25 protein-coding genes are annotated in these 24,665 nt (G+C 64.3%); 12 read left to right on the top strand and 13 right to left on the bottom strand.

The annotated features are described in order from the left end of the window. Window positions 1-166: 166 nt before the first annotated feature. Both IG122_RS24310 and IG122_RS10495 read right to left on the bottom strand, forming a co-directional pair. Window positions 167-295 (bottom strand): hypothetical protein, encoded by a 129-nt coding sequence (locus IG122_RS24310; protein ID WP_264299720.1) that lies wholly within the window; start codon window positions 293-295, stop codon window positions 167-169. A gap of 27 nt (window positions 296-322) precedes the next feature. Continuing rightward, entirely contained in the window at window positions 323-1,264 is a 942-nt protein-coding gene (locus tag IG122_RS10495) for a GlxA family transcriptional regulator (RefSeq protein ID WP_193183212.1), read from the bottom strand. Window positions 1,265-1,348: 84 nt separating this feature from the next. Here IG122_RS10495 and IG122_RS10490 point away from each other — a divergent pair, with 84 nt between their 5' ends. Genes IG122_RS10490 through IG122_RS10470 form a run of 5 tightly spaced genes read left to right on the top strand, consistent with a single transcriptional unit; the run spans window position 1,349 to window position 7,681 of the window. Further along, entirely contained in the window at window positions 1,349-2,257 is a 909-nt protein-coding gene (locus tag IG122_RS10490) for a BKACE family enzyme (protein WP_193183211.1), read from the top strand. Next, complete coding sequence (locus tag IG122_RS10485) at window positions 2,254-3,696, top strand: carnitine 3-dehydrogenase (RefSeq protein WP_193183210.1); 1,443 nt, start codon at window positions 2,254-2,256, stop codon at window positions 3,694-3,696. The genes IG122_RS10490 and IG122_RS10485 overlap by 4 nt, the downstream gene beginning before the upstream one ends. After that, the gene (locus tag IG122_RS10480) at window positions 3,696-4,856 is read left to right on the top strand and encodes an acyl-CoA dehydrogenase family protein (protein WP_193183209.1); all 1,161 of its coding nucleotides are present in this window, start codon (window positions 3,696-3,698) and stop codon (window positions 4,854-4,856) included. The genes IG122_RS10485 and IG122_RS10480 overlap by 1 nt, the downstream gene beginning before the upstream one ends. 4 nt (window positions 4,857-4,860) lie before the next feature. Next, window positions 4,861-6,903 (top strand): acetate--CoA ligase family protein, encoded by a 2,043-nt coding sequence (locus tag IG122_RS10475; RefSeq protein WP_193183207.1) that lies wholly within the window; start codon window positions 4,861-4,863, stop codon window positions 6,901-6,903. Then, on the top strand, window positions 6,896-7,681 hold the full coding sequence (locus IG122_RS10470) for a carnitinyl-CoA dehydratase (RefSeq protein WP_193183205.1): 786 nt from the start codon (window positions 6,896-6,898) through the stop codon (window positions 7,679-7,681). The genes IG122_RS10475 and IG122_RS10470 overlap by 8 nt, the downstream gene beginning before the upstream one ends. A gap of 9 nt (window positions 7,682-7,690) precedes the next feature. Here the strand turns inward: IG122_RS10470 and IG122_RS10465 are convergent, their stop codons facing one another. From IG122_RS10465 to IG122_RS10440, 6 genes are all read right to left on the bottom strand, one after another. Further along, entirely contained in the window at window positions 7,691-9,331 is a 1,641-nt protein-coding gene (locus IG122_RS10465; protein WP_193183203.1) for a Na/Pi cotransporter family protein, read from the bottom strand. A 30-nt stretch (window positions 9,332-9,361) separates the two neighbouring features. Continuing rightward, the gene (gene phnE, locus IG122_RS10460) at window positions 9,362-10,171 is read right to left on the bottom strand and encodes a phosphonate ABC transporter, permease protein PhnE (RefSeq protein WP_193183201.1); all 810 of its coding nucleotides are present in this window, start codon (window positions 10,169-10,171) and stop codon (window positions 9,362-9,364) included. Continuing rightward, window positions 10,171-10,983: a phosphonate ABC transporter, permease protein PhnE gene (gene phnE / locus IG122_RS10455; RefSeq protein WP_193183199.1), complete on the bottom strand. Its 813-nt coding sequence runs from the start codon at window positions 10,981-10,983 to the stop codon at window positions 10,171-10,173. Before phnE (IG122_RS10455) ends, phnE (IG122_RS10460) begins: the two co-directional genes overlap by 1 nt. Further along, window positions 10,980-11,837, bottom strand: a complete 858-nt coding sequence (gene phnC, locus IG122_RS10450) for a phosphonate ABC transporter ATP-binding protein (protein ID WP_193183197.1) — start codon at window positions 11,835-11,837, stop codon at window positions 10,980-10,982. The genes phnE (IG122_RS10455) and phnC overlap by 4 nt, the downstream gene beginning before the upstream one ends. Window positions 11,838-11,903: 66 nt before the next feature. Then, window positions 11,904-12,863, bottom strand: coding sequence for a phosphate/phosphite/phosphonate ABC transporter substrate-binding protein (gene phnD, locus IG122_RS10445; protein WP_226893477.1), 960 nt, complete (start codon window positions 12,861-12,863; stop codon window positions 11,904-11,906). A 246-nt stretch (window positions 12,864-13,109) separates the two neighbouring features. Next, window positions 13,110-13,592 carry a MarR family winged helix-turn-helix transcriptional regulator gene (locus tag IG122_RS10440; RefSeq protein WP_226893476.1) on the bottom strand — a complete coding sequence of 161 codons (483 nt, stop codon included), beginning with the start codon at window positions 13,590-13,592 and terminating at the stop codon, window positions 13,110-13,112. A 287-nt stretch (window positions 13,593-13,879) separates the two neighbouring features. Between IG122_RS10440 and ectA the strand changes: the two genes are divergently transcribed. The 7 genes from ectA (at window position 13,880) to IG122_RS10405 (ending at window position 19,943) form a co-directional block, all read left to right on the top strand. Continuing rightward, entirely contained in the window at window positions 13,880-14,434 is a 555-nt protein-coding gene (ectA, locus tag IG122_RS10435) for a diaminobutyrate acetyltransferase (protein ID WP_226893475.1), read from the top strand. A gap of 67 nt (window positions 14,435-14,501) precedes the next feature. Next, window positions 14,502-15,776 (top strand): diaminobutyrate--2-oxoglutarate transaminase, encoded by a 1,275-nt coding sequence (gene ectB, locus IG122_RS10430; protein ID WP_193183195.1) that lies wholly within the window; start codon window positions 14,502-14,504, stop codon window positions 15,774-15,776. 44 nt (window positions 15,777-15,820) lie between these two features. Beyond that, on the top strand, window positions 15,821-16,219 hold the full coding sequence (locus IG122_RS10425) for an ectoine synthase (protein ID WP_193183193.1): 399 nt from the start codon (window positions 15,821-15,823) through the stop codon (window positions 16,217-16,219). Between the two features lie 41 nt (window positions 16,220-16,260). Beyond that, entirely contained in the window at window positions 16,261-17,715 is a 1,455-nt protein-coding gene (locus IG122_RS10420) for an aspartate kinase (RefSeq protein ID WP_193183191.1), read from the top strand. Between the two features lie 87 nt (window positions 17,716-17,802). Next, on the top strand, window positions 17,803-18,855 hold the full coding sequence (locus IG122_RS10415) for an ABC transporter ATP-binding protein (RefSeq protein WP_193183189.1): 1,053 nt from the start codon (window positions 17,803-17,805) through the stop codon (window positions 18,853-18,855). A 94-nt stretch (window positions 18,856-18,949) separates the two neighbouring features. Further along, window positions 18,950-19,348, top strand: a complete 399-nt coding sequence (locus IG122_RS10410; protein WP_193183187.1) for a RidA family protein — start codon at window positions 18,950-18,952, stop codon at window positions 19,346-19,348. A 187-nt stretch (window positions 19,349-19,535) separates the two neighbouring features. Continuing rightward, on the top strand, window positions 19,536-19,943 hold the full coding sequence (locus tag IG122_RS10405; RefSeq protein WP_193183185.1) for a RidA family protein: 408 nt from the start codon (window positions 19,536-19,538) through the stop codon (window positions 19,941-19,943). 63 nt (window positions 19,944-20,006) lie between these two features. Here the strand turns inward: IG122_RS10405 and IG122_RS10400 are convergent, their stop codons facing one another. From IG122_RS10400 to IG122_RS10380, 5 genes are all read right to left on the bottom strand, one after another. Beyond that, complete coding sequence (locus IG122_RS10400) at window positions 20,007-21,296, bottom strand: ABC transporter substrate-binding protein (protein ID WP_193183183.1); 1,290 nt, start codon at window positions 21,294-21,296, stop codon at window positions 20,007-20,009. A gap of 11 nt (window positions 21,297-21,307) precedes the next feature. Then, window positions 21,308-22,150, bottom strand: a complete 843-nt coding sequence (locus IG122_RS10395; protein WP_193183181.1) for a carbohydrate ABC transporter permease — start codon at window positions 22,148-22,150, stop codon at window positions 21,308-21,310. Beyond that, a complete protein-coding gene (locus IG122_RS10390) occupies window positions 22,140-23,039 on the bottom strand; it encodes a carbohydrate ABC transporter permease (RefSeq protein ID WP_319024858.1) in 900 nt (299 codons plus the stop codon). Before IG122_RS10390 ends, IG122_RS10395 begins: the two co-directional genes overlap by 11 nt. Before the next feature lie 150 nt (window positions 23,040-23,189). After that, entirely contained in the window at window positions 23,190-23,900 is a 711-nt protein-coding gene (locus tag IG122_RS10385; RefSeq protein WP_193183179.1) for an aspartate/glutamate racemase family protein, read from the bottom strand. A 5-nt stretch (window positions 23,901-23,905) separates the two neighbouring features. After that, window positions 23,906-24,604 carry a GntR family transcriptional regulator gene (locus tag IG122_RS10380; protein WP_193183177.1) on the bottom strand — a complete coding sequence of 233 codons (699 nt, stop codon included), beginning with the start codon at window positions 24,602-24,604 and terminating at the stop codon, window positions 23,906-23,908. Window positions 24,605-24,665 lie beyond the last annotated feature (61 nt).

The following is a 24,665-nucleotide window of genomic DNA, read 5'->3' as shown; positions in this document are numbered from 1 at the left end:
ACAGGTTTGCCGACAGGACGCAGGACCTCGGCGCGCTCGTTGCGTCGGGGGCGACCCTGGGTGTTGATCATCGAGGCGAAAGTTCGACTGCATAAAAAGGCGGTTCGGTGAGCGGGTTCAGCATCAGCTTGCGGCCGAAATCTGAATCGGCATCTTCGCCGACCTGTCAGTTCCAGAGGGTCACCGTTCCCTGCAGGGCTTCCGGATCGACGCCGATGTTCCCTGCGAGGTCTTCCAGCGTGTGGGCGCGCTTGATCCAGCCTCTGGTGAGCTCGGCGCTGACCGCCTGCGCCATCGGGATGCCGGGTCGGATTGTCTTTCGCTAACCGGTCGCACCGCTGGGCGACATGCCGTAGGTCCGGCGGAAAGACCTGGTGAAGGCGCTCGGGTCGCTGTAGCCGCAGCGTAGCGCGATTTCCGCCACGGACAGGTCGCCTTCCCGCACGAGACGCAGGGCTTCCGCCATGCGGAGCTGCCTGTAGACGGTTCGCGGAACAGCGCCGAACGCGCGCCGGAACCGCTCTTCCAGGTCGCGCTGACGGCAACCGGCGGCACGCGCGATTTCAGCGATCGGGAGCGGCGCTTCGAGATTGCCCCGCATGAGGGTAAGAGCCCGCTGTACGCGCCGGTCGCCGGCCGCGCCCGCTGTCATCGCGCGGAAATTGTCCTCGCCCTGCATGAACAGACCTGAGATCTCCAGCGAGACCACGCTGCCGTGGGTCGCCGCGATCAGATGCTGCATCAGCTCGAACGCGGTGGTTGCCCCGCCGGCGCTCATCCGGTTGCGGTCGATCAGCCAGCGCTCGCGCCGGGCGGAGACCTCGGGAAAGCGTTCCGAGAAGCGGTCGAACTCGTCGAAATGGATGGTGGCGGCATAGCCGTTGAGCAGCCCGGCCTCGGCCAGCAACCAGCTCCCGGTATCGAGCCCAATCAGGCTCTCGTACCGGCGGGCGGCGGCGCGGAGGGCGTCGAGACAGGCCGGCGTGCCAAGGGTGCGATAGCCGTAGCTCGGCAGGACGAACAGCGCGTCGCCGCCGGGCACCTCCGCAAGCCGGCCGTCCGGCAGCAGCCGGATGCCGCTCGAGGAGGTCACCGGCGCCCCGTCCAGGCTGACCAGGCGCCAGCGATAGGCCGGACGGCCGAGATAATCGTTCGCCGCCCGCATCGGTTCGACCGTGTTCGCGAGACAATAATTGGAGAAACGGTCGAACAGCAGGACGGCAACTTCCTGTGTGCCGTCCTGCGGATTGATCCAAATCGGCATGATATGGAGCTAAATCTGCACGATGCCCGATGTCAACGCATCTTAGGCTTCTGGCAACCAATCGCATGCGCTCGGGAGACTGGAATGCCGCTTGAAATGAATCGTGAGGTCTTCGTGACCTGTGCCGTGACGGGATCCGGTGGCACCCAGGACCGCAGCCCGCACGTACCGCGCAGTCCGCAGCAGATCGCCGAAAGCGCCATCGCTGCCGCGAAAGCCGGGGCCGCCGTTGTGCATTGCCATGTGCGCGATCCCGAGACCGGCGTGCCGTCGCGCGATTTGAAATACTACCGCGAGGTCACCGACCGGATCCGCGATGCCGAGGTCGACGTGGTGCTGAACCTGACCTCCGGCATGGGCGGCGATCTGGTGTTCGGCAAACCCTCGCAGCCGCTGCCGCTGATCGAGGGCACCGACATGGTCTCCGCCGAGGAGCGGGTGGCCCACATCGCCGAGTGCCTGCCGGAAATCTGCACGCTCGATTGCGGCACGATGAACTTCGCCGAAAAAGACTACGTCATGACCAACACGCCGGGCATGCTCGACGCGATGGGCTCGATGATGACCGAGCTCGGCGTGAAGCCGGAGATCGAGGCCTTCGATACCGGCCATCTCTGGCTGGCGAGGAAACTGGTCGAGGACGGCGTGCTGACCTCTCCCGCGCTGGTGCAGCTCTGCATGGGCGTTCCCTGGGGCGCGCCGGACGATCTCAACACCTTCATGGCGATGGTGAACAACGTGCCGACCGACTGGACTTGGTCGGCCTTCTCCCTCGGGCGCAACCAGATGCCCTATGTCGCCGCCTCGGTGCTGGCCGGCGGCAATGTGCGCGTCGGGCTTGAGGACAATCTCTGGCTCGCCAAGGGTCAGCTCGCGACCAATGCGCAACTGGTCGAGAAGGCGGTCACCATCATCGAGAATCTCGGCGCGACCGTGATCGGTCCGCAGGCCGTACGCGAAAAGCTCGGCCTTGTGAAGCGGGCGCCGAAATGAGCGCGGCGGGCAAGACAGCCGCAGTCATCGGCGGCGGCGTTATCGGCGGCGCCTGGGCGGCGCGTTTCCTGTTGAACGGCTGGGACGTCCGCCTGTTCGATCCGGATCCGGAAGCCGGGCGCAAGATGTCGGAAGTGCTCCGCAACGCGCGCCACGCGCTGCCGATGCTCTACGACACGGCATTGCCGCCGGAAGGCACGCTGACCCACGTGAACACGATCGCCGAGGCGGTCGCCGGAGCGGATTACATCCAGGAGAGCGTGCCGGAGCGGCTCGACCTTAAACACAAGGTCCTTGCCGAGATCGAGGCGGCGGCCGCTGCCGACACGCCGGTCGGCTCCTCCACCTCCGGCTTCAAGCCGTCGGAGCTGCGCGAGGGCGCGAAACATCCGGGGCGGATCGTCGTCGCCCATCCCTTCAACCCGGTCTACCTACTGCCATTGATCGAGCTGGTGCCGGGCGAGGGCGGCGACACGGCCGTGGTCGAAAAGGCCGAGGCGCTGCTGCGCTCGGTCGGCCTCTTCCCGCTCCGGGTCCGGGCCGAGATCGACGCCCATATCGCCGACCGCTTCCTCGAGGCGGTCTGGCGCGAGGCGCTCTGGCTGGTGAAGGACGGCATTGCGACGACGGAGGAGATCGACAACGCGATCCGCTACGGTTTCGGTCTGCGATGGGCGCAGATGGGACTGTTCGAAACCTACCGTATCGCCGGCGGCGAGGCCGGGATGGCGCATTTCATCGCGCAGTTCGGCCCGTGCCTTCAGTGGCCCTGGACCAAGCTGATGGATGTGCCGGACCTGACGGACGAACTGGTGAAACAGATCGCCGACCAGTCCGACGCCCAGTCCGGCGCGCTTTCGATCCGCGAACTGGAACGTCTGCGCGACAACAATCTCGTCGCCATGATGCGCGCCCTGAAGCAGCAGGGCGCGGCCGCGGGCAAGCTGATCGCGGAACACGAGACCGGCCTTCCGAAACCGGCGCAGGCGGGCGATCTCGTCCGTACAGTCGACCGCATCGTGCCGGTCGACTGGACCGACTATAACGGCCACATGAACGAGAGCCGCTACGGCCAGGTCTTCTCCGACGCGGCCGACGCGATGATGAAGCTGGTCGGCGCCGACGAGGCCTATATCGAGAGCGGCAAGAGCTACTTCACCGTCGACGCCCGTATCCGTTACCTGAACGAGACGCTCGCCGGGCAGCGCATCCATGTCGTGAGCCAGGTGCTGGAGGGCAAGGGCAAGAAATACCGTGTCTTCCACCGCATGAAGAACGAGGCGGGCGAGGAACTGGCGACCGGCGAGCAACTCATGATCCATGTGGATCTGACGACCCGCCGCTCCTCGGTGCCGGACGATGCGGTGTTGGCCAAGGTCGAGGCGCTCGCAGCGTCCCACGCGACCCTCCCGCAGCCTGACGAGGGGGAGCTGCTCTGATGCATTTCGGGCTCAGCGAAGAACAGCAGATGATCGTCTCGACGGTGCGCGAGTTCGTCGAAACCGAGATCTATCCGCATGAGGCCGAAGTCGAGCGCACCGGCGAGGTGCGTCCGGAATTGGCCGAGGCGATCAAGCAGAAGTGCCTCGATATCGGCTTCTATGCTTCCAACTTCCCCGAAGAGGTCGGCGGCGGCGGGCTTTCGCACCTCGATTTCGCCCTGGTCGAGCGCGAGCTCGGCCGCGGCTCCATGGCACTGACCCATTTCTTCGGGCGCCCGCAGAACATCCTGATGGCCTGCAAGGGCGAGCAGATCGAGCGCTACCTGACGCCTGCGGTGAAGGGCGAGCGGATGGACGCGCTCGCCATGACCGAGCCTGGCGCGGGCTCGGACGTGCGCGGCATGAGCTGCGCGGCGAAGCGGGACGGCGGAGACTGGGTGGTGAACGGCACCAAGCATTTCATCTCCGGCGCCGACCACGCGGATTTCGTCATCGTCTTCGTTGCGACCGGCGAGGAGGAGACGCCGCGCGGGCCGAAAAAGAAGATCACCGCCTTCCTGGTCGACCGCGGTACGCCCGGCTTCACCATCCGCGACGGCTACAGGTCGGTCAGCCATCGCGGTTACAAGAACATGATCCTCGAGTTCGACGATTGCCGCCTGCCGGACGCGCAGGTGCTCGGCGAGGTCGATGGCGGCTTCGCGGTGATGAACGAGTGGCTCTACGCGACGCGCATCACCGTCGCCACCATGGCGGTCGGACGGGCCCGGCGCTGCTTCGATATGGGGCTCGCCTATGCCGCCGAGCGCAAGCAGTTCGGCCAGCAGATCGGCAAGTTCCAGGGCGTCAGCTTCCAGCTCGCCGACATGATCACCGAGATCGACGCGGCAGACTGGCTGACCCTTTCGGCCGCCTGGCGGCTGGATCAGGGACTTCCGGCGAACCGCGAGATCGCCAGCGCCAAGGTTTTCGCCTCGGAGATGCTGGCGCGGATCACCGACGCGACGCTGCAGATCTATGGCGGCATGGGGCTGATGGACGATTTCCCGATAGAGCGCTTCTGGCGCGATGCACGGGTCGAACGGATCTGGGACGGCACCTCGGAAATCCAGCGTCACATCATAAGCCGGGAACTGCTCCGGCCGCTCGGCGCCTGAGCCCATGCGGCCCGGGCTCGAACGCCTGTTCCGGCCGAAGACCATCGCGGTCATCGGCGGCGGCGCCTGGTGTGCCAATGTGGTGGCGGAATGCGCGAAGATCGGCTTCGCGGGCGAGGTCTGGCCGGTGCATCCGAACCGGCCGGAGATCGCGGGCCGCAAAGCTTATGCCTCGATCGAGGGCCTGCCGGGGGCGCCGGATGCGACCTTCATCGGCATCAACCGCCACGCCACTATCGAGGCGGTGCGAGCGCTCGTGGCACGTGGTGCCGGCGGGGCGGTCTGTTTTGCGAGCGGCTTCAGCGAGGCGCTGGCGGAGACCGGGGATGGCGCCGACCTGCAGGCGGAACTGATCGCGGCCGCGGGCGAATTGGCGGTGCTCGGGCCGAACTGCTACGGCATCCTCAACTATCTCGACGGCATGGCGCTCTGGCCGGACCTGCATGGCGGCACCAAGGTCGAGCGCGGGGTCGCTATCGTGGCGCAATCCTCCAACATCGCCATCAACCTCACCATGCAGCAGCGCGGCCTGCCGATCGCCTATATGGCGACGGTCGGCAACCAGGCGCAGACCGGCCTGGCGGAGATCGCCGAGGCCCTGCTGGCCGACGATCGGGTGACGGCGCTCGGTTTCTATATCGAGGGGATTGGCGATGTAGCTGCCTTCGCCGCGATGGCGGGCAAGGCGGCGAAGCTTGGCAAACCGCTCGTCGCCCTCAAGGTAGGGCGTTCCGAAGAGGCAAGGGCGGGTGCCGTTTCACACACCGCGTCGCTTTCCGGCGAGCATGCGGGGGCCTCCGCCCTCTTGCGGCGGCTCGGCATCGCAGAGGTGCGCAGCCTGTCCGCGTTCCTCGAGACCCTGAAGATGCTCCATGTCGCGGGACCGCTCGCGTCGAACCGGATCGCCTCGATGTCCTGCTCCGGCGGCGAGGCGGGGATGATGGCGGACACGGCGCTCGGATTCGACCTCAACTATCCGCCGCTCACACAAGAGCAGAAACAGGAACTCGGCGAGGCGCTCGGTCCGAAAGTCGCGCTCGCCAATCCGCTCGACTACCACACCTATATCTGGGGCGACACGGACGCGACCGTGCGCACCTTCGGCGCAATGATGCGCGGGGCGGCGGACTTCGGCGTGGCCGTGCTCGATTTCCCACGGGCCGGACTCGGCAGTGTCGCCGACTGGGAAAAGGTGATCGACGCGGTCGAGATAACGCGGTCCGGGACAGGCAAGCCGATGGGTATTCTTGCTTCCCTCCCGGAGAACCTGCCGGAAGACGTCGCGCGAAGGATCATGGCGCGCGGGATCGTGCCCCTGACCGGGTTGGAGGACGCCTTGGCGGCGGTGGAGGCGGCGGCTTTCATCGGCCGGGTACGGCTCGCCGATCATGCGCCGCTCCCGCCATTGCAACCGAACGATAGCCGGATCGTCGGCGAGGGCGAGGCCAAGCGCATGCTCGCCGGTTTTGGCGTGCCGGTGCCGGGCTCCGTCGAGACGACGCGCGGCGGGCTTGCCGCGGCTGCGGCCGAGGTCGGTTATCCGCTGGTGCTCAAAGGGCTCGGTTTGGCGCATAAGAGCGAGGCCGGTGCCGTCGTTCTTGGCATCGACAGCGAGGTGGCGCTGATGGACGCCGCGCGCGGGATGAAAGCGGATCGGTTTCTTGTCGAGCCGATGGTCGCCGGCGCGGTGGCCGAGCTGCTCGTCGGCGTGACGCTGGATCCTGCGCACGGTTATCTGCTGACCCTCGCCGCCGGCGGGACGAAGACGGAGATCCTCGAAGACAGCACCTGCTTGCTCCTGCCGGTCACGGCGGAGGAGGTCGACGCGGCGCTTTCGCGGCTCCGCATGGCGCCGCTGCTGGACGGCTATCGCGGTGCGCCTGCGGCCGACCGCCCGGCGATTGTCGCCGCCGTGCTGGCGGTGCAGGATTTCGTCACCGCGCATCACGGGCTGGTGGAAGAAGTCGAGATCAATCCTCTGCTTTGCCTCGAAGAGGGGGCGATGGCGGTGGATGCCCTGATCAGGATGGGAGAGAAACATGAGTGACGGCCCGATCAAGACCAAGCGCGACGGCCATGTCCTGGAAGTGACGCTGGACCGGCCGAGGGCGAACGCGATCGATCTCGCGACCAGCCGGATCATGGGCGACACCTTTGCCGCGTTCCGGGACGACCCGGAACTCCGGGTCTGCATCGTCACTGGCGCGGGACCTAAATTCTTCTGCCCGGGCTGGGACCTGAAGGCGGCCGCCGGCGGCGATGCGGTCGACGGGGATTACGGTGTCGGCGGGTTCGGCGGACTGCAGGAACTGCGCGGTCTCAACAAGCCGGTGATCGCGGCGGTGAACGGGATCTGCTGTGGCGGCGGGCTGGAACTCGCGCTCTCGGCCGACATCATCCTCGCCGCCGACCACGCGACCTTCGCGCTGCCGGAGATCCGTTCCGGGACCGTGGCCGACGCCGCGACGGTCAAGCTGCCGAAGCGCATCCCCTATCACATCGCGATGGAGATGCTCTTCACCGGGCGCTGGATCGAGGCCGAGGAGGCGGCGCGCTGGGGCTTCGTGAACCATATCCACCCGGCGGCCGATCTGATGGACGAGGCCAGGAAGATGGCGAGGCATCTCGCCTCCGGCCCGCCGCTGGTTTTCGCCGCGATCAAGGAAATCGTGCGCGAGGCCGAGGACATGAAATTTCAGGATGCGATGAACCGGATTACCAAGCGCCAGTTCGAGACCGTCGACCGACTCTACGATTCCGAAGACAACCGTGAAGGCTATACCGCCTTCGCCGAAGGCCGGGATCCGGTCTGGAAGGGGCGCTGAGCGCGTCCCTTAAGCTTCGCGCAGCCGGCTCTCGGCGATCTGGCCGGTCGATTCCAGGATCGGGTAGGCGACCGAGGTGATGTGGCTGTTGATGCGCTTCAGGTCGCGCAGCACGTCGAGATGGAGCGAGGAGCTGCCGATCGACTCGGCCTTGCCGTCCCGGATGCGGGCGTAGTGCGCTTCGGAGAATTTCAGCTCGAGCTCACGGATATGGACCTTCTGCTCCATCAGGCGCCGGGCGAGCCGCTGATCCCCGGTCATGAAGATGCTGAGCGCGAGTTTCAGGTTTGCCAGCACCTCGGCATGGAAGGTTTCCAGCTCCTCCATCCCGTCTTTTGAGAAGACCGCTCCGTCCTTCAGCTTCTTGGCGGCAAGTTCCATCAGGTTCTTGTCGATGATGTCGCCGATATGCTCGAGGTTTGTGGTGAAGCTCAGGATCTCGATCACGCGCTGGCTCTCGGCGGGGTCGAGTTCCTGGCGCGACAGTTTCGTGAGGTAAATTTTCACTGCCTCATGCAGGGAATCGACCACATCGTCCTCGCGCTCGATCTCCTTGATCTGTTCGGTCGTGCCGCCGCGGAACACCTCCATCGAGCGGGCCAGCATCGACTGCACCGTGTCGCCCATGCGCAGGGTCTCCCGCGCCGCCGCGGAGAGCGCGACGGTCGGGGTATCGAGGCTTTCCTCTTCCAGGTGACGGGGGGCGAGCAGGTCCTCGGCGCCGGGACGTTCCGGCAGGATCCGGGTCACCAGGCGGGCAACCCAGCCGATCATCGGCAGGAACAGGATGGCGACGGCGAGATTGAAGCCGGTATGGACGTTGGCGATCAGGTGCGCAGAGTCGACGGAGAAACCGGAGAAGAGCGGCACGATCCAGGGAATGAAGGAGAAGACGAGAATCACTCCGACCGTGCGCATGAAGAGGTTGCCGAGCGGGACCCTGCGGGCCGCGGGTTCGCCGCCCCAGTTCATGGCGACAGGCGTGATCGCGCTGCCGATATTCGCGCCGAGCACCAGCATGATCGCGACCTGAAGCTCGACCACATTGAGCGAGACCAGGGTCATGATCAACACGATGACCGTGAGACTGGAATGCGCCATCCAGGTCAGCAGCGCGGCGAAGACGATGGCGAGCACCGGTTCGCTGCGGAGCGGCGCCAGTAGCATCGACATGGTCGGCCCCTCGCGCAGCGGCACGGAGGCGAGCATCACCAGCTTGATGGCCAGCAGCATAAGCCCGAGGCCGATCAGGACGCGGGCGATCGCCTTGCGGCGCGAATTCTCGGAGGAAAGGAAGGTCGTGACACCGACGAAGAGCAGGACCGGGGACATCCAGGTGACGTCGAAGGCCAGCACCTGAACCACGATGGTGCTGCCGACATCGGCGCCCAGCATGATCGCGAGACCGGCGGCGACGCCGACCATCTTGCGGCTGCCGAAGGAGCTCACGATCAGGGCGGTTGCCGTGCTGCTCTGCAGGATCGTGGTGACCCCGAGGCCGGTCACGAAGGAACTCAGCCGGTTCCGCGTCGCGGCCGCGATGCCGCGGCGGATGCTGGATCCGAAGGCCCTGGTGACCCCGGTGCGCACCATGCGCACGCCCCAGAGGAGCAGGGCCACTCCCCCGAGTATGTTGATCAGTAGATCCATGGCCTCGTTCGCGACCGTCTCCGGCCGGCTCTAGATGATGGCGTGCCGCACCTTCGCGGATACCCACTCGCTCACCAGGACGGTGATCAGGATCAGGATGAAGATCACAGTCACTTGCGGCCAGGCGAGCACGTTCAGCGATTCCTGCAGACGCAGCCCGAGACCGCCGGCCCCGACAAGGCCGAGCACGGTCGACTCGCGGATGTTGATGTCCCAGCGGAACACCGTGATCCCGGCGAAGGCCGGCAGGATCTGCGGCACGACCGCATAGTCCATGATTTGCGCCTTGCTGGCGCCGGTGGCGGAGACCGCCTCGACCTGGACCGCGTCGATCTCCTCGATGGCCTCGTAGAGCAGCTTGGCGACGAAGCCGATCGAGCGGAAGGCGATGGCGACGATCCCGGCCATCACGCCCGGTCCGATGATCGCGACCAGCAGGAGGGCCCAGATCAGCGAGTTGATCGAGCGGCTGGAGACGATGATGAGCAGGGCGATCGGCCGCACAAACCGGGTGCTCGGCGTCGTGTTGCGGGCGGCCATGAAAGCCACCGGAACGGCCATGAAGAGCGCCATCAGCGTGCCGAGCGTGGCGATCGCGATGGTGTCCCAGAGCGGCTCCATCAGGCTCGGCAGATAGTCCCAGCGCGGCGGCACCATGCGCGAGCCGATATCCATCGCCTGCCGGGGCGCGTCGGACACGAAGGCCCAGATCGTGTTCTTGTTCATCACCTCCCAGCAGAAGACGAAGAACGCGACGAGGGCCAGCCAGCCGAGCCAGAGCCAGAGTTCCTGTCTGGTTGTCCGCTTCTGCCAGGTTTTGTCGAATTGGGTGTCACTCATCACTGGAGCCACTTCCGGACATAGCCAGAGGAATATTCCGCCGCCATCACGATCAGGATGATCAGGATCAGGATCGCCGCCGCCGAGTCGTACTCATAGCGGTCCATGGCGGTGTTCAGGGTGGCGCCGATGCCGCCCGCGCCGACGATGCCGATCACGGCGGATTCGCGGAAATTGATGTCGAGCCGGTAGAGGCTGAGGCCGATCAGGCGCGGCATGACCTGGGGCTGGATCGCGTAGTTCACGATCTGCCACCAGCCGGCGCCGGTGGCGCGTACCGCCTCGGCCTGGCTCTCGTCGATATCCTCGATGTCCTCGGCCAAGAGCTTGGCGAGGAAGCCGATGGTGGCGAAGGAAAGCGTCATGAAGCCGGCCAGCGGTCCGAAGCCGAACATGGCGACGAACAGGATGGCGACGATGATCTCCTGGAAGCTGCGCGAGAGGGCGATGATCGCCCGGCAGATCGCATAGATCGGCAGGGGTGCGATGTTGCGCGCGGCACCGATGCCGATCGGCACCGATATCAGGACGCCGACGACGGTCGAGGCGACGGTCATCGTCAGGCTCTCCTCCATGCCGATCAGGATGTCTTCCCAGCGGCTGGTGAAGTCCGGCACCAGGAAGCCCTCGACGAAGCGGAGCCCGCGGTCGAGGCCTTCCCAGACGCGCACCCAATTCACCTCGACCGATCCGACCGATAGGATCAGGTAAAGCAGCGCGCCGAGATAGAGCGTCCAGCGCAGCCAGGCGCGCTTCACGAAGGGCGGGCGCGACCAGGTCCGCGGATAGGACGTCGCGGCGGTTGCGCTCATGTCAGGCCCGCCAAGCGTTCGCGGTCGAGCGCGGCGATATGGTCTTCCGAACCGGCATCATCGGTGTCGCCGGCTTCTTCGCCGTCCTCGTCGACCTTGCGGATGGTCGCGGACCAGTCCTCTTCACCGTAGATCCGGGTGAGAACGTCCGCGTCGAGTTCGTCCGGGCTGCCGTCGAACACGACCTTGCCTGCCTGCAGGCCGATGATCCGACGCACGAACTGTTGCGCCAGGGCGACGTCGTGGATGTTGATGATCGCGGGCAGTCCGCGCTCGTCGCAGATCTCGACGATCAGTCGCATGATCTGGCGCGAGGTCTTGGGATCGAGCGACGCGGTGGGCTCGTCGATCAGCAGGAGGTCCGGATCCTGCTCGAGCGCGCGGGCAATGCCGACGCGCTGGCGCTGGCCGCCTGAAAGCGCGTCCGCGCGCTTGTTCACATGCGCGCTGAGCCCGACCCGATCGAGCAGCCGGTAGGCGTTCTCGATCGCTTCGGGCGGAAACTTGCGGAAGAAACTGCGCCAGAAGCCGACATAGCCGAGCCGTCCGGAGAGTACGTTCTCCATCACAGTCAGGCGCTCGACCAGCGCATATTCCTGAAAGATCATGCCGATCCGCCGGCGGGCCTGACGCAGGCCGCCCCGGCTGAGGCCGGTGATCTCGAGATCGCCCAGGAAGATCTTCCCGGACGTGGGTTCCACCAGCCGGTTGACGCACCGGATCAGGGTGGACTTGCCGGCTCCCGAGGGCCCGATCAGGCCGATGACCTGACCGGGTTCGACGGAAAGACTAACGTCGGTGAGCGCCCGATCGCCTGTCCCGTAGACTTTCGACAGACCTTCAAGTCGCAACATGCAGGCGCTCCTCAACTTTTCTTGGGATCGCGTTACGCGATCACGTCGTTTGGACGGTGGTTCGTCTTACTTGCAGGCGTAGGAAACGCCGTTGGCGGCGTCGATCTTCCGGATCACGTCCCAGTATTCCTGATAGGTGATCGGAATGAACTGCTCCTCGCCGGAGCGCGCGAACTCTTCCTTCAGCGCCGAGCCTTCCCAGTTGAAGGTGAAGAAGGCTTCCTTGATCTTCTCCTGCAGTTCCGGCTTCAGGTTGTAGACATAGCCGAAGCCCGTGGTCGGGAAGGTCTGCGACTTGTAGATCGAGACGATCTGGCCTTCCTGGACCACGCCGCGGGCGAGCATGCGGTGCCAGACGGAGTTGGCGATCGCGGCGGCCGGATAGTCCTTGTTGGCGACGCCGAGGATCGAGTTGTCATGCTTGCCGGAGAAGACCGGCTCGAAATCCTTGCCGGGTTCCATGCCGTAATCGGCCTTCAGGATCGCCGACGGCGCCTTGAAGCCGGAATTCGAGGTCTGCGAGGTGAAGGCCATCTTCTTGCCTTTGATGTCCTCGACCTTCTCGATCCCGCTGCCCGGGTAGGTGATGATTTCCATGTTGTAGCCGAACTCGCCCGCCTTGTTCGCCATCATGGCGAAGGAGACGAAGCCGGCGCAGTTGACCGCGAGCGGGTTGGAACCGGTGTTGAAGCCGGCGACATGCAGGCGGCCGGCGCGCATCGCCTCGATCTGCGCGGCGTTGGACTGGACCGGGAAGAACTGCACCTTCTTACCGGTGACCTTTTCCATGTGGCGCAGGAAGCCGTCCCAGACCTTCGCATAGACGGCCGGGTCCTCGACGGGCGTATAGGCAAAGATAATGGTGCTCGGATCGACCTGCTGCGACGGATCGGTCGGCGTGTCGGCGACCAGATCGCCGTTATTGTCCTGGAAACGCGCATCCAGTGCATGGGAGGCACCAGGCCAGCCCAAGGTGAGGATTCCGACGGCTGCCGCCGCAAAACCCATGATGCTCCGTCTGTTCATATTGGTACCTCCCAGTTTTGCTTTCCCGCGCTTTTAACCGGCTTCGGGTTTCAAGTGAAGATTTTGTCTTTCGTTCGAAAGCGGACTCTTGGACAGATTGTCCAGAATGTCGAGTGCAACCGAACCGGCCGGGAAAAACAAGAGGCTGCATAAGCAGAAAAACAAGAGGCTGCATAAGCATTTGTGCGCACGCGCGCTTGATGTGCGCGCGACTCTCCTTGGTAAGGAGCGGTTCTGCTCGTTTGGTCAGGCTTCCCTGTCGAGGGCGCCGATATCGAGCACGGGGGAGGCGTCTATTTCTTCCGCATCCAGCATGGAAGCGACCCGCTCGAGGCTGGCCATCAGCATCATCTGCTCCCAGTCGTCCAGCTTCTCGAAGCGCTGGCTGAACAGCTCCTGCAAGCTGTCCGGCGCTTCGGCCAGCTTGATGCGGCCGGAGTCGCTGAGGGTGAGCCAGACCGTCCGCCTGTCGGTGTCGCCTCGTTTCCGGACAACGAGGCCTTTCGTTTCGAGTTTCTGCACCAGTGAGGTCGTCGTTGCCTGGGTGATGCCGAGCCGGGCGGCGATCCTGCCCGCCGTGCATTCGCCTTCGTCCTCCAGCGTTTGCAGGAGCAGCAGCTGGGATGCGGTCAGCCCGGACTGACGCGACAGGGTGCGGGCGCGATTCTCCGTCGCTCGCAGGATCCGGCGCAGAACAATAAGGGCATGTTGTGAGCGGCTTTCGATCATCGTGACCAAACCGGTAGACGAGTTGGAGGCAGCCGCCAAGCGCGAAAAATCAATTTAGTTTTATAAGCGAAGAAATTTAGTTCTGGATTCAAGATATTTTTTTCGTCCAAAAGGTTTTTCTGTGGCCGGACGGGTGCGCATCGTCTCCAGACTCTCAGGAAAATTATTTTATTCTCGATGCTTGTTCCTGCGATTTCCGTCAAAAAAATTCCAATCTGATGGAACTTTCGTTGACTTAATTAGTTAGTCTAACTAAGTAAACTGCGATTGCTGCAACGGGGGCATCCATGCGTATCGAGATTTCAAAAGAGCTTGCCGCGGGCCCGGCGATGGCCGGCGGCGTCCGTTTTCGAAAACCGACCTCGGAGGACGGCGCGGCCGTGTGGCGCCTCATTGGCGACCTGGACGCGCTCGACGACAATTCGATGTATTGCAACCTGCTGCAATGCACGCACTTTGCCGACACCTGCATCGTTGCCGAGCATGACGATGAAGTTGTCGGCTGGGTGTCGGCCTATCTGCCGCCGTCGAAGCAGGGCACGCTGTTCGTCTGGCAGGTCGCCGTCGCGCCTAAGATGCGCGGTCGGGGTCTGGCCAAGTCGATGCTGAAGGCGCTGATCGAGCGGGACGTCTGCGAAGACGTTTCTCACATCGAGAGCACAATCACGCGCGACAATGACGCCTCCTGGGGCCTGTTCCGCTCGATCGCGTCGGAATTCGACGGCGATCTGACCGAGCGGCCCCACTTCCGCCGCGACGCCCATTTCGGTGGCGAGCACGCGACGGAATATCTCTGCCGGATCGGTCCGATCGACACCGGGGACATGGCAACCGCCGCCTGATTCGGCCCGCCGCGCATTTCTCAGAACTGACTTTCACCGCCAGGACATGAAGTCGAAAGGACTCGTCATGACTGTTGATCTCTCCGTTTATGAAAATACCGAATCCAACGTGCGCAGCTATTGCCGCTCGTTCCCGACCACTTTCACCTCTGCCACGGGTGCCGAAATCACCGACGCGGACGGCAAGACCTATATCGATTTCCTCGCCGGCTGTTCCTCGCTGAACTACGGGCACAACGACCCGGACATGAAGCAGGCGCTGCTCGACTACATCTCCAGCGACGGCATCGCCCACGGTCTGGATTTCCATACCGATGCGAAGGGTGCCTTCCTGCAGGCCTTCAGCGATTACATCCTGAAGCCGCGGGAAATGAACTACCGTGTCCAGTTCACCGGCCCGACCGGTGCCAACGCCGTCGAAGCGGCCCTCAAGCTGGCCCGCAAGGTGACCGGCCGGGATCGTATCGTCGCCTTCACCAACGGGTTCCACGGCGTGACGCTCGGCGCGCTCGCCTGCACCGGCAACGGCTATCACCGCAAGGGGGCTTCCCGCCCGCTCGAGGGTGTGGACCGGATGCCCTATGACCGTGCGCTCGGCGACGACATCGACAGCGGCAAGGTGCTCGAGCAGCTGCTCAACAACCCGTCCAGCGGTTACGAGCCGCCGGCAGCCTTCATCCTGGAGACGGTTCAGGGCGAGGGCGGTCTCAACGAGGCCAGCGCCGAATGGCTGCAGACCGTCGAGCGGGTCGCCCGCGAGCACGGCTCGCTGCTGATCGTCGACGACATCCAGGCCGGCTGCGGCCGTACCGGAACCTTCTTCTCTTTTGAGAAGCTCGGCATCTGCCCGGATATCGTGACCATGGCGAAATCGCTCTCCGGCATGGGCCTGCCCTTCGCCATGACCCTGCTGCACCCGGATCTCGATATCTGGGGCCCGGCGGAGCATAACGGCACCTTCCGGGGCAACAACCACGCCTTCGTGACCGCCCGTGTCGCGCTGGAGAAATTCTGGTCCGACAGCAGCTTCTCGCAGAAGGTCGAGGTCAAGGCCGACTTCCTCGAGGAGCGCCTGACCGCGCTCGCGGCCAAGCACGGCGGCACGGTCAAGGGGCGCGGCATGTTCCGCGGGATCGATGTCGGCTCCGGCGAACTGGCGGACGAGATCTGCGCCGAATGCTTCAAGCGCGGCCTGATCATCGAGACCTCCGGTGCCCATGGCGAAGTGGTGAAGATCCTGGCGCCGCTGACCATCGAGCTCACCCTGTTCGAGCGCGGTCTGGATATCCTCGCCGAGTCCATGAGTGCGGTGACCGCGAAGAACGGCGCCGCCGCGGCCTGAATCGGCACGCGACTGACGAAACCTGAAAGATACTGGAAAGACAGATGATTGTTCGTACCTACGAAGAGTGCCGCGATACCGACCGCCATGTGGTGACCGAAGGCTGGGAGAGCGTCCGGATGCTGCTGAAGGACGACAAGATGGGCTTCAGCTTCCACATCACCACGATCTTCCCGAATTCGGAGCACGAGTTCGAATACAAGAATCATTTCGAGTCGGTGTTTTGCGTTTCCGGCGGCGGCTCGATCACGGATATCGCCAAAGGCGAGACCCACGAGATCAAGGTCGGCACGATGTACGCGCTCGACCAGCACGACCGGCACATCCTGCGCGGAGGTCCCGAGGGCATGGTCGTCGCCTGCTGCTTCAACCCGCCGGTCTCCGGCCGGGAAGTGCATGACGAGGACGGCGCCTACGCCGCCGATGTGGACGACGCGGCCTGACCGGCCGCGCCCCGCGCACGACTAAAGTCACTGGAGTAACCATGCTAGAGCCAGTCTCTTCCCGTCACACGGTGGAGAAGATCGGCGGTACGTCGATCGCCAACACCGCCGCCGTCCTGAAAAACGTCTTCCTGCGCGAGCACAGCGACGCGGATCCCTACAACAGGATCTTCGTGGTCTCCGCCTATGCCGGGATGACCGACAAGCTGCTGGAGCACAAGAAGACCGGCGCCGCCGGCGTGTTCGCGCAATATGCCGGCGCCGAGTCCGACTGGGCCTGGGGCGACGCGCTGACCGCGCTCGGCGACGACATGATCGCGAAGAACGCGGAGGTTCTGGACGATCCGGCCTCGCGCCGGCTTGCCGACGGTTTCGTCCGCGACCGGATCGAGGGCGTCCGGACCTGTCTGCTCGACCTGCAGCGGCTCTGCACGCACGGCCATTTCCGGCTCGACCGGCATCTGGAGACCGTGCGCGAGATGCTGGCCGGGCTCGGAGAGGCGCACAGCGCGTTCAATACGACTCTGCTGCTCAAGGACCATGGCCTGAGCGCGGTTTTCATTGATCTCACAGGATGGCGCGACGACAGCAATCCGGGCCTGGACGAGCGGATTGCAGGCGCTCTCGACGATATCGATTTCGCCCGCGAGTTGCCGATCGTGACCGGCTACGCCCATTGTGCCGACGGCATGGTCCGGCGCTTTGACCGCGGCTACACCGAGGTGACCTTCTCGCGCCTCGCGGTCGTGACCGGGGCGCACGAGGCGGTCATTCACAAGGAGTTCCATCTCTCGAGCGCCGATCCGAAAATGGTCGGGGCCGACAAGGTGCGGACCATCGGCCAGACCAATTACGACGTGGCCGATCAGCTCTCCAACATGGGCATGGAAGCGGTGCATCCGAATGCGGCGAAGGGCCTGCGCCAGGCCGGCATTCCGCTCCGCGTGCGGAACACCTTCGATCCGGCCGACCCGGGCACGATGTTCTACGGGGACTACGTGTCGGACACGCCGCGCGTCGAGATCGTGACCGGGCTGAAGGATGTGCATCTGCTCGAGTTCTTCGAGCAGGAGATGGTCGGCGTGAAGGGCTACGATACCGGCATCCTTGACGCGCTGAAGCGGCACAATGTCCGCATCATCACCAAGAGCTCGAATGCTAATACAATCACCCACTATCTCGGCGGCTCGAAGAAGGCCGTGAAACGGGTGATCGCCGATCTGAGCGAAACCTTTCCGACGGCGGAGATCTCGACCCGGACGGTCGCCATCGTCTCCGCGATCGGCAGCGACATGGCGGTGCCGGGCCTGGAGGCGAAGGCGCTTACCGCGCTGGCCGGGGCCGGTATCGAAGTGCTCGGCCTGCAGCGTCTCTCCCGCAAGGTCGACATGATGTTCGTCCTCGAGGAGGGCCACTTCGAAGACGCGATCGCGGTACTGCACGATGCGCTGGTCGGGTCCGGTGCGAACGGGGCAGCCGAACGGAAAGCCGCCTGATCGCAACTTCGGCAAGATACGGGTCCCGCTTTCATATCCCTGTAGTCTCAACGGGGTAGAAAGATCGCTTCTTCAGAGGAGCGGTCGATGAGCGGGATCCGGTACCAGAACATTTCCAAGAGTTTCGGCGAGGTCGAGGTGATCAGGAGTCTCGATCTCGATATCGCCGAGGGCGAGTTCGTCGTCTATGTCGGCCCGAGCGGCTGCGGCAAGACCACATTGTTGCGCATGCTGGCGGGGCTGGAGCCGGCCTCGGATGGCCGAATTTTCATTGGCGAGCGCGACGTCACGGACATTTCCCCGAAGGAGCGGAACATCTCCATGGTGTTCCAGAACTATGCGCTCTACCCGCACATGACGGTGGCTGAGAATATCGGTTTCGGCCTGCGCCTCAAGGGCGTGGCTCGGGCCGAACGCGACGCGGCCGTGCGCGAGACGGCGGAGATGCTGGGCCTCGGCGGGCTTCTTGAGCGAAAGCCCCGGGCGCTCTCCGGCGGCCAGCGCCAGCGCGTCGCCATGGGAAGGGCGATCATCCGCCAGCCGGACGCCTTCCTGATGGACGAACCGCTCTCCAATCTGGATGCCCAGCTGCGCAACCACATGCGCACAGAGATCAAGGCGCTGCAATCCCGGCTCGGAACCACGACGATCTATGTCACCCACGATCAGGTCGAAGCCATGACCATGGCCGATCTGATCGTGGTGCTGAACGGCGGCGTGATCCAGCAGGTCGGCACGCCGGACGAGCTCTATTCCCGCCCGGCCAACCGCTTCGTCGCCGGTTTCATCGGCGCGCCGGTGATGAATTTCCTGCCCGCCGACCGGTTCGATGGAGCTATACGGGCGGACGGCGCCAGCGAAATCGGCATCCGCCCGGACGATCTCAAGCTCTGCCAAAAGGAGGGGCCGCTGCCGGTGCGCTGGCGCGCCCGGGTCGAGCTGGTGGAGCCTTTGGGCGGCGAGGCGCTGGTCCATGTCGTCTTCGACGGGCAGCGCGCCTGCCTGAAGCATCGAGACGGCGCGCGGCCCGCTCCGGGCGACGAGATCGAGATCGGTTTCGTGCCGGGCGATGCGCATCTCTTTGCGGTAGACGGCTCTGCTCATGCGGCGCGTGGCGCAGCGCCGGTGGCTGCGAGCTGAGAGGCCGGGCTGGAGACCTCTCGGTCGGCTTTGATATGCTGTTCAGCGGGTAGAACCGATCCGGTTGGCACCGCTCAGCTCAAGGAACGTACGAATGAGAAAACGCGCGATCATGCCGCCGGAGCTTCGTGCCGCGGCGGAGCAACTCAAGATGTCTCCGGCGATCCTTTCCGGCGGTCACCTCTTTCTGACCGGATCGACCGGCGGCAATGCCGACGGTACCATGCCCGGCGATGCCGCGACCCAGATGCGGAATGCGCTCGCAAAGATCGGCGTGATCCTGGCTGAGGCGGGCGTCGGCTTCGACGCGGTGGTGGAGATGACGACCTACCATGTCGGTCTCCGGGAGCATTTCGAGGCCATCGACCGGGTTCGTCTGCAGCATTTCAGCGAGCCCTATCCGGCATGGACCGCGGTCGAGGTTGCCGGGCTAAGGCGCGACGGGGCGGTCATAGAGATTCGCGTCATCGCCGAGATGGATGTGTCCGACTAAAACGCTGTTCGCCAGACCCCGCAGCCTGTTTCGGCCTTGCGGACGGCAACGGTCTTGCGGGTCACGGCCCATCAGCGCAGGGCCTCGGTAAGTACGAGCTAAAACTCGGGCATTCTCGTCCACATATAGAGCCGGTCTGCCCCAGCAGACATTCCAATCTTGTGTTCTCCAACCGGGATGGCCGGCCATGTCTCATGCTATCGAACGCCTGAACCCCTCCACGCTGCCAAATGCGGCCGAGATTGGCTACTCGCAGATCTCCATCGTCGAACCGGGCCGGATGGCCTTCATCTCGGGGCAGGTGGCGATCAGCCCGGACGGGGCTCCGATACCGGATGACGTCGCAGAACAAATGAAACTTGCGGCGAAGAATGCGCGGGCCGCACTTGAGGCGGTCGGGGCGACCTTCGCGGATGTCGCCATGGCGCGGATCTACATGGTCGATCTGACGCCGGAGCGGCTCGAAGAGGCGATGCCGGAATTCCTCGCCGCGTTCAACGGCGTGCAACCAAGCCTGACTGGGGTCGGCGTCGCGGCGCTTGCCGCTCCGGGCCTCCAGGTCGAGATGGAACTTACTGTAAGACTGCCAGGCTGAAGCCGATACGGAAATAGGCCCCGCCGTTGCCGGCGGGGCCTTTCCATTGGTAAGAAATGCCGCTTACTGCAGCGACAGCGCAGTCTGTTCCGCGTACGGGGCGAGCACCTTGTCGGCATTCTCCTGCGCCCGGGCGGCGGCGGTGCGGTAGGTCAGCTCCGGGTCGGAGAGCAGGGCCTGCATCTCGTCCTCGACGGCCTTGCGGACGGCGACGGTGTTGTAGGTCGCGATCCACGGACCGGCATAGGCGAGCTGCTCGACGGCGCGCAGCGCGTCCGGGTTCTCGGCGACGAATTTCTTCATCTCCGGCAGGTCGTAGGCGGTCTGGCGCGGGGCGAAGTAACCGGTGAAGCGGGACCAGTGGCCGATTTTCTCGGCCGAGGTCAGCCAGGAGATGAAGGACCAGGCGGCCTTCTTCTGCGCGTCGCTCGTGCCTTTGAAGGAGACCAGCGAGGCGCCGCCGATCGGAACCGAGTTGCGGATGTTGCGCGGCATGAAGGCGACGTCATAGTCGAACTTCGCGTTCTCGCGCACGAAGGAGAGCGCGCCGGTGGAAAGCACGATCATCGAGGCCTTGCCGGAGAAGAAGGCGGTGGAGACCTGCTTGGAGTCGGTCACGCCGGTCGGCATCACCTTGTGCTGGTGCGCGAAGTCGCGCCAGAACTTGAGCGCGCCCTGGGTCGAGGCGTGGTCGTAATAGATCTCGCCCGGATAGACCGGATTGTAGAACTGGCCACCATTGGCCATGGTCAGGGCCTGTACCAGCCAGCCGTTATAATCGTAGTTGGACGGCATCATGATGCCCCAGCGCTCGCCGTCCGGCTTGGCCAGCTTCTTCGCCGCGTCCACCCATTCGGCCCAGGTTTCCGGTGCCATCTCGATGCCGGCTTCCTTGAAGTGTTCCTTGTTGTAGTAAAGGATCGGCGTCGAGTTCTGGAACGGGATCGAATAGACCTTGCCCGCGAAATGCGCGTTCGGGCGCACGGCCGGCCAGAATTCCTCCATCATGGCGCCGAGATCGGTATCTCCGGCGAGCTGTTCCATCGGGACGATAAGGTCGTTCATCGCCAGCTCGGTGGCGAAATTGGCGCTCATCAGCACCACTGCCGGCGGCTTGCCGGCTTCAGCGGCGGCCTGCGACTTCACCTTGGTTTCGTCGTAGCTGCCGGTAAAGACGCCGACCACCTCGACGTCGCTCTGGGAGGCGTTGAACTCCTTCACCAGCTTCTGCATTTCGCGGGACAGCTTGCCCTGGACCGGGGCCGGGAACATGAACTCGATACGCTCGGCCGCAACGGCGGATGAGGCGATCAGACCGGCGCAAAGCGCGCCAACCGCAGACCTGAAGAACATCGTTAAGCTCCTTATTTCACGCCCGAGGACATGAAACTGTTGACGAATTGCCGCTGGAACGCCGTGAAGGCGATGAAGAGCGGCGCCATGATGAAGAGCGTGCCGGCGGCGATCAGCCCCCAGTCCGACGCTCCCTCCGCGCCCTGCGCGAAGCTGACGAGGCCCACGGTCAGAACCATCTTGTCCGGATCGTTGATGACCATCAGGGGCCAGAGAAACTCGTTCCAGTGATAGACCACCGAAACGATGGAAAAGGCGGTGAGTCCCGGGAGCGACAGCGGCAGAAGCACGTGGCGCAGCACCTGCCACCAGGTGGCGCCGTCGATGATCGCCGCTTCCTCGAAATCTTTCGGGATCGTGCGGAAGGTCTGCCGCATCAGGAAAGTACCGAAGGCCGAGCCCCAGTAGGGCGCCATGACGCCGATCAGCGTGTCGTAAAGCCCGAGATGCACGAGCGTGGTCAGGTTCGGGACGATCAGCACAGGCGGCGCCAGCATGAGCTGCAGCAGGAAGAGGTAGAACAGCGCTTCCTTGCCTGGGAATGAGATGCGCGCGAAGGCGTAGCCGGCGAGGCTGATGGTGACGAGCTGCACGGCCAGGGTACCGGTCACCAGGATCGCGGAGTTCAGGAACCAGAGCGGCCAGTCGCCGTCCTCGATGGCGTAGCGATAGCTCTTCAGGGTCGGTACGAAATCCGGGAAGAGTGAGGCCATGCCGAGGCCGCCGAAACTGTCGGGCCGGAAACTCGCCACCAGCATCCAGAGGAACGGCGTCGACCAGAGGAAGACCACGGCACACATGGTGGCGGCGAGCAACGCTCCGGGCGCTGCCCATTGCTTGAGCTCAGGTCTCATAATGCACCTTCCGCTCCATGGTCCTGAGCGAGAGGAAGGAAAGGGTGAGCAGAGCCGCCAGCGTGACCACTGTTGCCGCGGTCGCCTTGCCGAGATCGTAGAATTCATGTGCCTGCTGGTAGATGTAATAGAGCAGCAGGTTGGTGGCGTTGTTGGGCCCGCCTTCGGTCATAACGATGACATGGTCGACCTGACTGACGGCGCTGATCAGAGCGATGACCACGACGAAGGCGAAGGTCGGCCCGAGCATGGGAACGATCACGAAATAGAGCCGCTGCAGCCAGTTCGCGCCTTCGATCTTCGCCGCTTCCTCGGCATCCTGCGGCACGCCCTGCAGACCGGCGAGGAAGAACAGCATGTAGTAGCCCGCATTCTTCCAGGTGGTCAGAGCCATCAGCGAGACGAGCGCGAGATCCGGGTTGCCGAGCCAGTTGGTGGCGGAGAGGCCGAGCTTGGCGAGGTAATAGTCGAGCAGGCCGATATCCGGCATGAAGACGAAGATGAAGATCGCCGCGGCCCCGACCAGCGGAACCAGGGTCGGGAAGAACAGCGCGGAACGCAGGATCGCGGAGAGATTCGTCGTCTCGCGCAGCGCCAGCGCGAAGAGAAAACCGAGCAATACGCTCGGAATGACCGTACCGGCGGCGTAGAACGCATTGTTCCAGAGGGCGCCGAGGAAATCCGCCTCGGTGAAGATCGTCAGGTAATTCTCCGCGCCAACAAAGCTTCCATCGTCGCCGACCCGCTTCTTGTTGGTCAGCGAGGCGAGGAAGACCTGCAGCATCGGCCAGTAGGTGAAGGTCGTGAGGCACAGGAAAGCCGGCAGCAGAAGCAGGTATGGCTGCAACCGTATCTTGCGGAAGGTTTTCGTTGCTGACGGCGTATCCACTGGTCCCCGGCGCTCCCCGGCGAAGGAAGCGGCACGGATATCAGGAGCATTCGAACGTTCGTGTCACCGGCGTGTGAAGGTTCCGGGAATGATTGATGGCGAAACGAAGATAAGCGTCTGTTTTCGTTCGAACATCGACCTGTTCGAAATCTAGAAGCGGCGCGGTACGAGCCCGGACTGGAACCAGGTGACGAAGCTCAGCATGGAATAGACCGGCAGGCCGGTCGCCTCGCGGATATCGGCGGCATAGGGCAGCATGTTGGTGCATTCCAGCACGATCGCGCCGAGGTCCGGGTGCTTGCCCTGCAACGCCAGCGCGGCCTCGACATTGTCCAGCCGGGCGGCCTCGACATCGAGTTCCAGCTCGTTGTCCAGCAGGACGCGGGTGAATTCGCGCCCGCCCTCGGTGGTGCCGACCGGCGTGCCTTCGGGCACCCGTGCCTTCCGCAGATGCTCCGCCGTCAGGCTGGAGGCGTTGACGGTGAGGATGCCGGCGCGCTTTCCGGCCGGGAGCAGGCGGTTGACCATGTCGACCTGCATCAGCGATGAGGTCGCGACCGGCACGCCGACCGCGCTCGCCAGCTCTTCCTGGAAGAGCGAGAGAAAGCCGCAGTTGGTGGTGATCCCGTCGACCCCGTCGGCGACCAGGCCCTTCGCCGCCTCGATGAAATTTTCCAGCAGTCCCTCGGCGCCGCGGCGCACGACACGGTCCGGTGAGGCATCGCGGACGACGCGGTAATGTACAGGGAAGGGCCAGGTCAGGGCATTGCCCATGTCGCCCGGAATACGCGGGAAGCGCGCTTCCAGCATGAGGATCCCGACCGAGGCGCCGTAGATCGCCTTGCCGCCCTTTGCTTTCATTGCCGTCACTCCTGTGGGTCGCACTGCCGCTCGAAGAGCTCCTCCGGGCCGGCCATGTAGATGCTGGAGAAGCCTTCCTTCACGGAGGCCACGATCTGGTCCATGCGGCGCCGGATATGGTTGCCCATGACCTCGGCCGCGAGATCCGCGTTGCGTGCGAGCAGGGCGTCCATGACGGCCTTGTGCTCGCCTTTCGTGTTTTTCACCCGGTTCGACATATCGAGCCAGCGGATGAAGCGGATGCGTTCGTTGATCTGGCGGAGATGCCGCGCCAGTTCCTGGTTGCCGGAAAGCTCCGCGATGGCGATGTGGAAGGCCTCGTCCCGCTCCGTCACCTCGCGCACGGTCTTCCCGATATAGGCAAGGCCGGTCGCATACAGCTCGTCGCTCAGCGCCTTCAGCGCGTCGTCGCTCGCCTCCGTGCAGGCTTTTCGCACCGCCGTGAGCTCGAGTATCTCGCGCAGCTCGTAGAGTTCGTAGATCGAGCGCGGGTCGAGATTGCGACAGAAGAAGCCCTGTCCCGGCCGGAAATCGATCAGCTGCTCCGTCACCAGCCGGTTGAGCGCCTCGCGCAGCGGGGTTCGGCTGACCGACAGTTCCTTTGAGAGGCCGATCTCGTTCAGCCGTTCGCCGGGCCGGAACTGGAAATTCACCGCACGCTCCTTCAGGCGCGCATAGGTTTCCTCGACCCGTCCCTCGCTCATTTTCCGCTGCCGACCTGTTTCTGAAGCCGCTTGACACGCATGTCGTGAGTTCTCAACATGC

The sequence above is a fragment of the Nisaea sediminum genome, assembly GCF_014904705.1.
Taxonomy (GTDB): domain Bacteria; phylum Pseudomonadota; class Alphaproteobacteria; order Thalassobaculales; family Thalassobaculaceae; genus Nisaea; species Nisaea sediminum.
This window is presented reverse-complemented; position numbering and strand designations above follow the sequence as displayed.

Bases quoted from the DNA above. Each gene is read 5' to 3' on its own strand.
- IG122_RS10420 (WP_193183191.1), top strand. From the start codon at position 16,261: ATGCTAGAGCCAGTCTCTTCCCGTCACACGGTGGAGAAGATCGGCGGT.
- IG122_RS10405 (WP_193183185.1), top strand. From the start codon at position 19,536: ATGTCTCATGCTATCGAACGCCTGAACCCCTCCACGCTGCCAAATGCG.
- IG122_RS10485 (WP_193183210.1), top strand. From the start codon at position 2,254: ATGAGCGCGGCGGGCAAGACAGCCGCAGTCATCGGCGGCGGCGTTATC.
- IG122_RS10425 (WP_193183193.1), top strand. From the start codon at position 15,821: ATGATTGTTCGTACCTACGAAGAGTGCCGCGATACCGACCGCCATGTG.
- IG122_RS10385 (WP_193183179.1), bottom strand. From the start codon at position 23,900: ATGAAAGCAAAGGGCGGCAAGGCGATCTACGGCGCCTCGGTCGGGATC.
- IG122_RS10465 (WP_193183203.1), bottom strand. From the start codon at position 9,331: ATGGATCTACTGATCAACATACTCGGGGGAGTGGCCCTGCTCCTCTGG.
- phnE (WP_193183199.1), bottom strand. From the start codon at position 10,983: ATGAGCGCAACCGCCGCGACGTCCTATCCGCGGACCTGGTCGCGCCCG.
- IG122_RS10440 (WP_226893476.1), bottom strand. From the start codon at position 13,592: ATGATCGAAAGCCGCTCACAACATGCCCTTATTGTTCTGCGCCGGATC.
- ectB (WP_193183195.1), top strand. From the start codon at position 14,502: ATGACTGTTGATCTCTCCGTTTATGAAAATACCGAATCCAACGTGCGC.
- IG122_RS24310 (WP_264299720.1), bottom strand. From the start codon at position 295: ATGGCGCAGGCGGTCAGCGCCGAGCTCACCAGAGGCTGGATCAAGCGC.
- IG122_RS10395 (WP_193183181.1), bottom strand. From the start codon at position 22,150: ATGAGACCTGAGCTCAAGCAATGGGCAGCGCCCGGAGCGTTGCTCGCC.
- IG122_RS10475 (WP_193183207.1), top strand. From the start codon at position 4,861: ATGCGGCCCGGGCTCGAACGCCTGTTCCGGCCGAAGACCATCGCGGTC.
- phnC (WP_193183197.1), bottom strand. From the start codon at position 11,837: ATGTTGCGACTTGAAGGTCTGTCGAAAGTCTACGGGACAGGCGATCGG.
- IG122_RS10400 (WP_193183183.1), bottom strand. From the start codon at position 21,296: ATGTTCTTCAGGTCTGCGGTTGGCGCGCTTTGCGCCGGTCTGATCGCC.
- IG122_RS10480 (WP_193183209.1), top strand. From the start codon at position 3,696: ATGCATTTCGGGCTCAGCGAAGAACAGCAGATGATCGTCTCGACGGTG.
- IG122_RS10380 (WP_193183177.1), bottom strand. From the start codon at position 24,604: ATGAGCGAGGGACGGGTCGAGGAAACCTATGCGCGCCTGAAGGAGCGT.
- phnE (WP_193183201.1), bottom strand. From the start codon at position 10,171: ATGAGTGACACCCAATTCGACAAAACCTGGCAGAAGCGGACAACCAGA.
- IG122_RS10415 (WP_193183189.1), top strand. From the start codon at position 17,803: ATGAGCGGGATCCGGTACCAGAACATTTCCAAGAGTTTCGGCGAGGTC.
- ectA (WP_226893475.1), top strand. From the start codon at position 13,880: ATGCGTATCGAGATTTCAAAAGAGCTTGCCGCGGGCCCGGCGATGGCC.
- IG122_RS10410 (WP_193183187.1), top strand. From the start codon at position 18,950: ATGAGAAAACGCGCGATCATGCCGCCGGAGCTTCGTGCCGCGGCGGAG.
- IG122_RS10495 (WP_193183212.1), bottom strand. From the start codon at position 1,264: ATGCCGATTTGGATCAATCCGCAGGACGGCACACAGGAAGTTGCCGTC.
- IG122_RS10470 (WP_193183205.1), top strand. From the start codon at position 6,896: ATGAGTGACGGCCCGATCAAGACCAAGCGCGACGGCCATGTCCTGGAA.
- IG122_RS10490 (WP_193183211.1), top strand. From the start codon at position 1,349: ATGCCGCTTGAAATGAATCGTGAGGTCTTCGTGACCTGTGCCGTGACG.
- phnD (WP_226893477.1), bottom strand. From the start codon at position 12,863: ATGAACAGACGGAGCATCATGGGTTTTGCGGCGGCAGCCGTCGGAATC.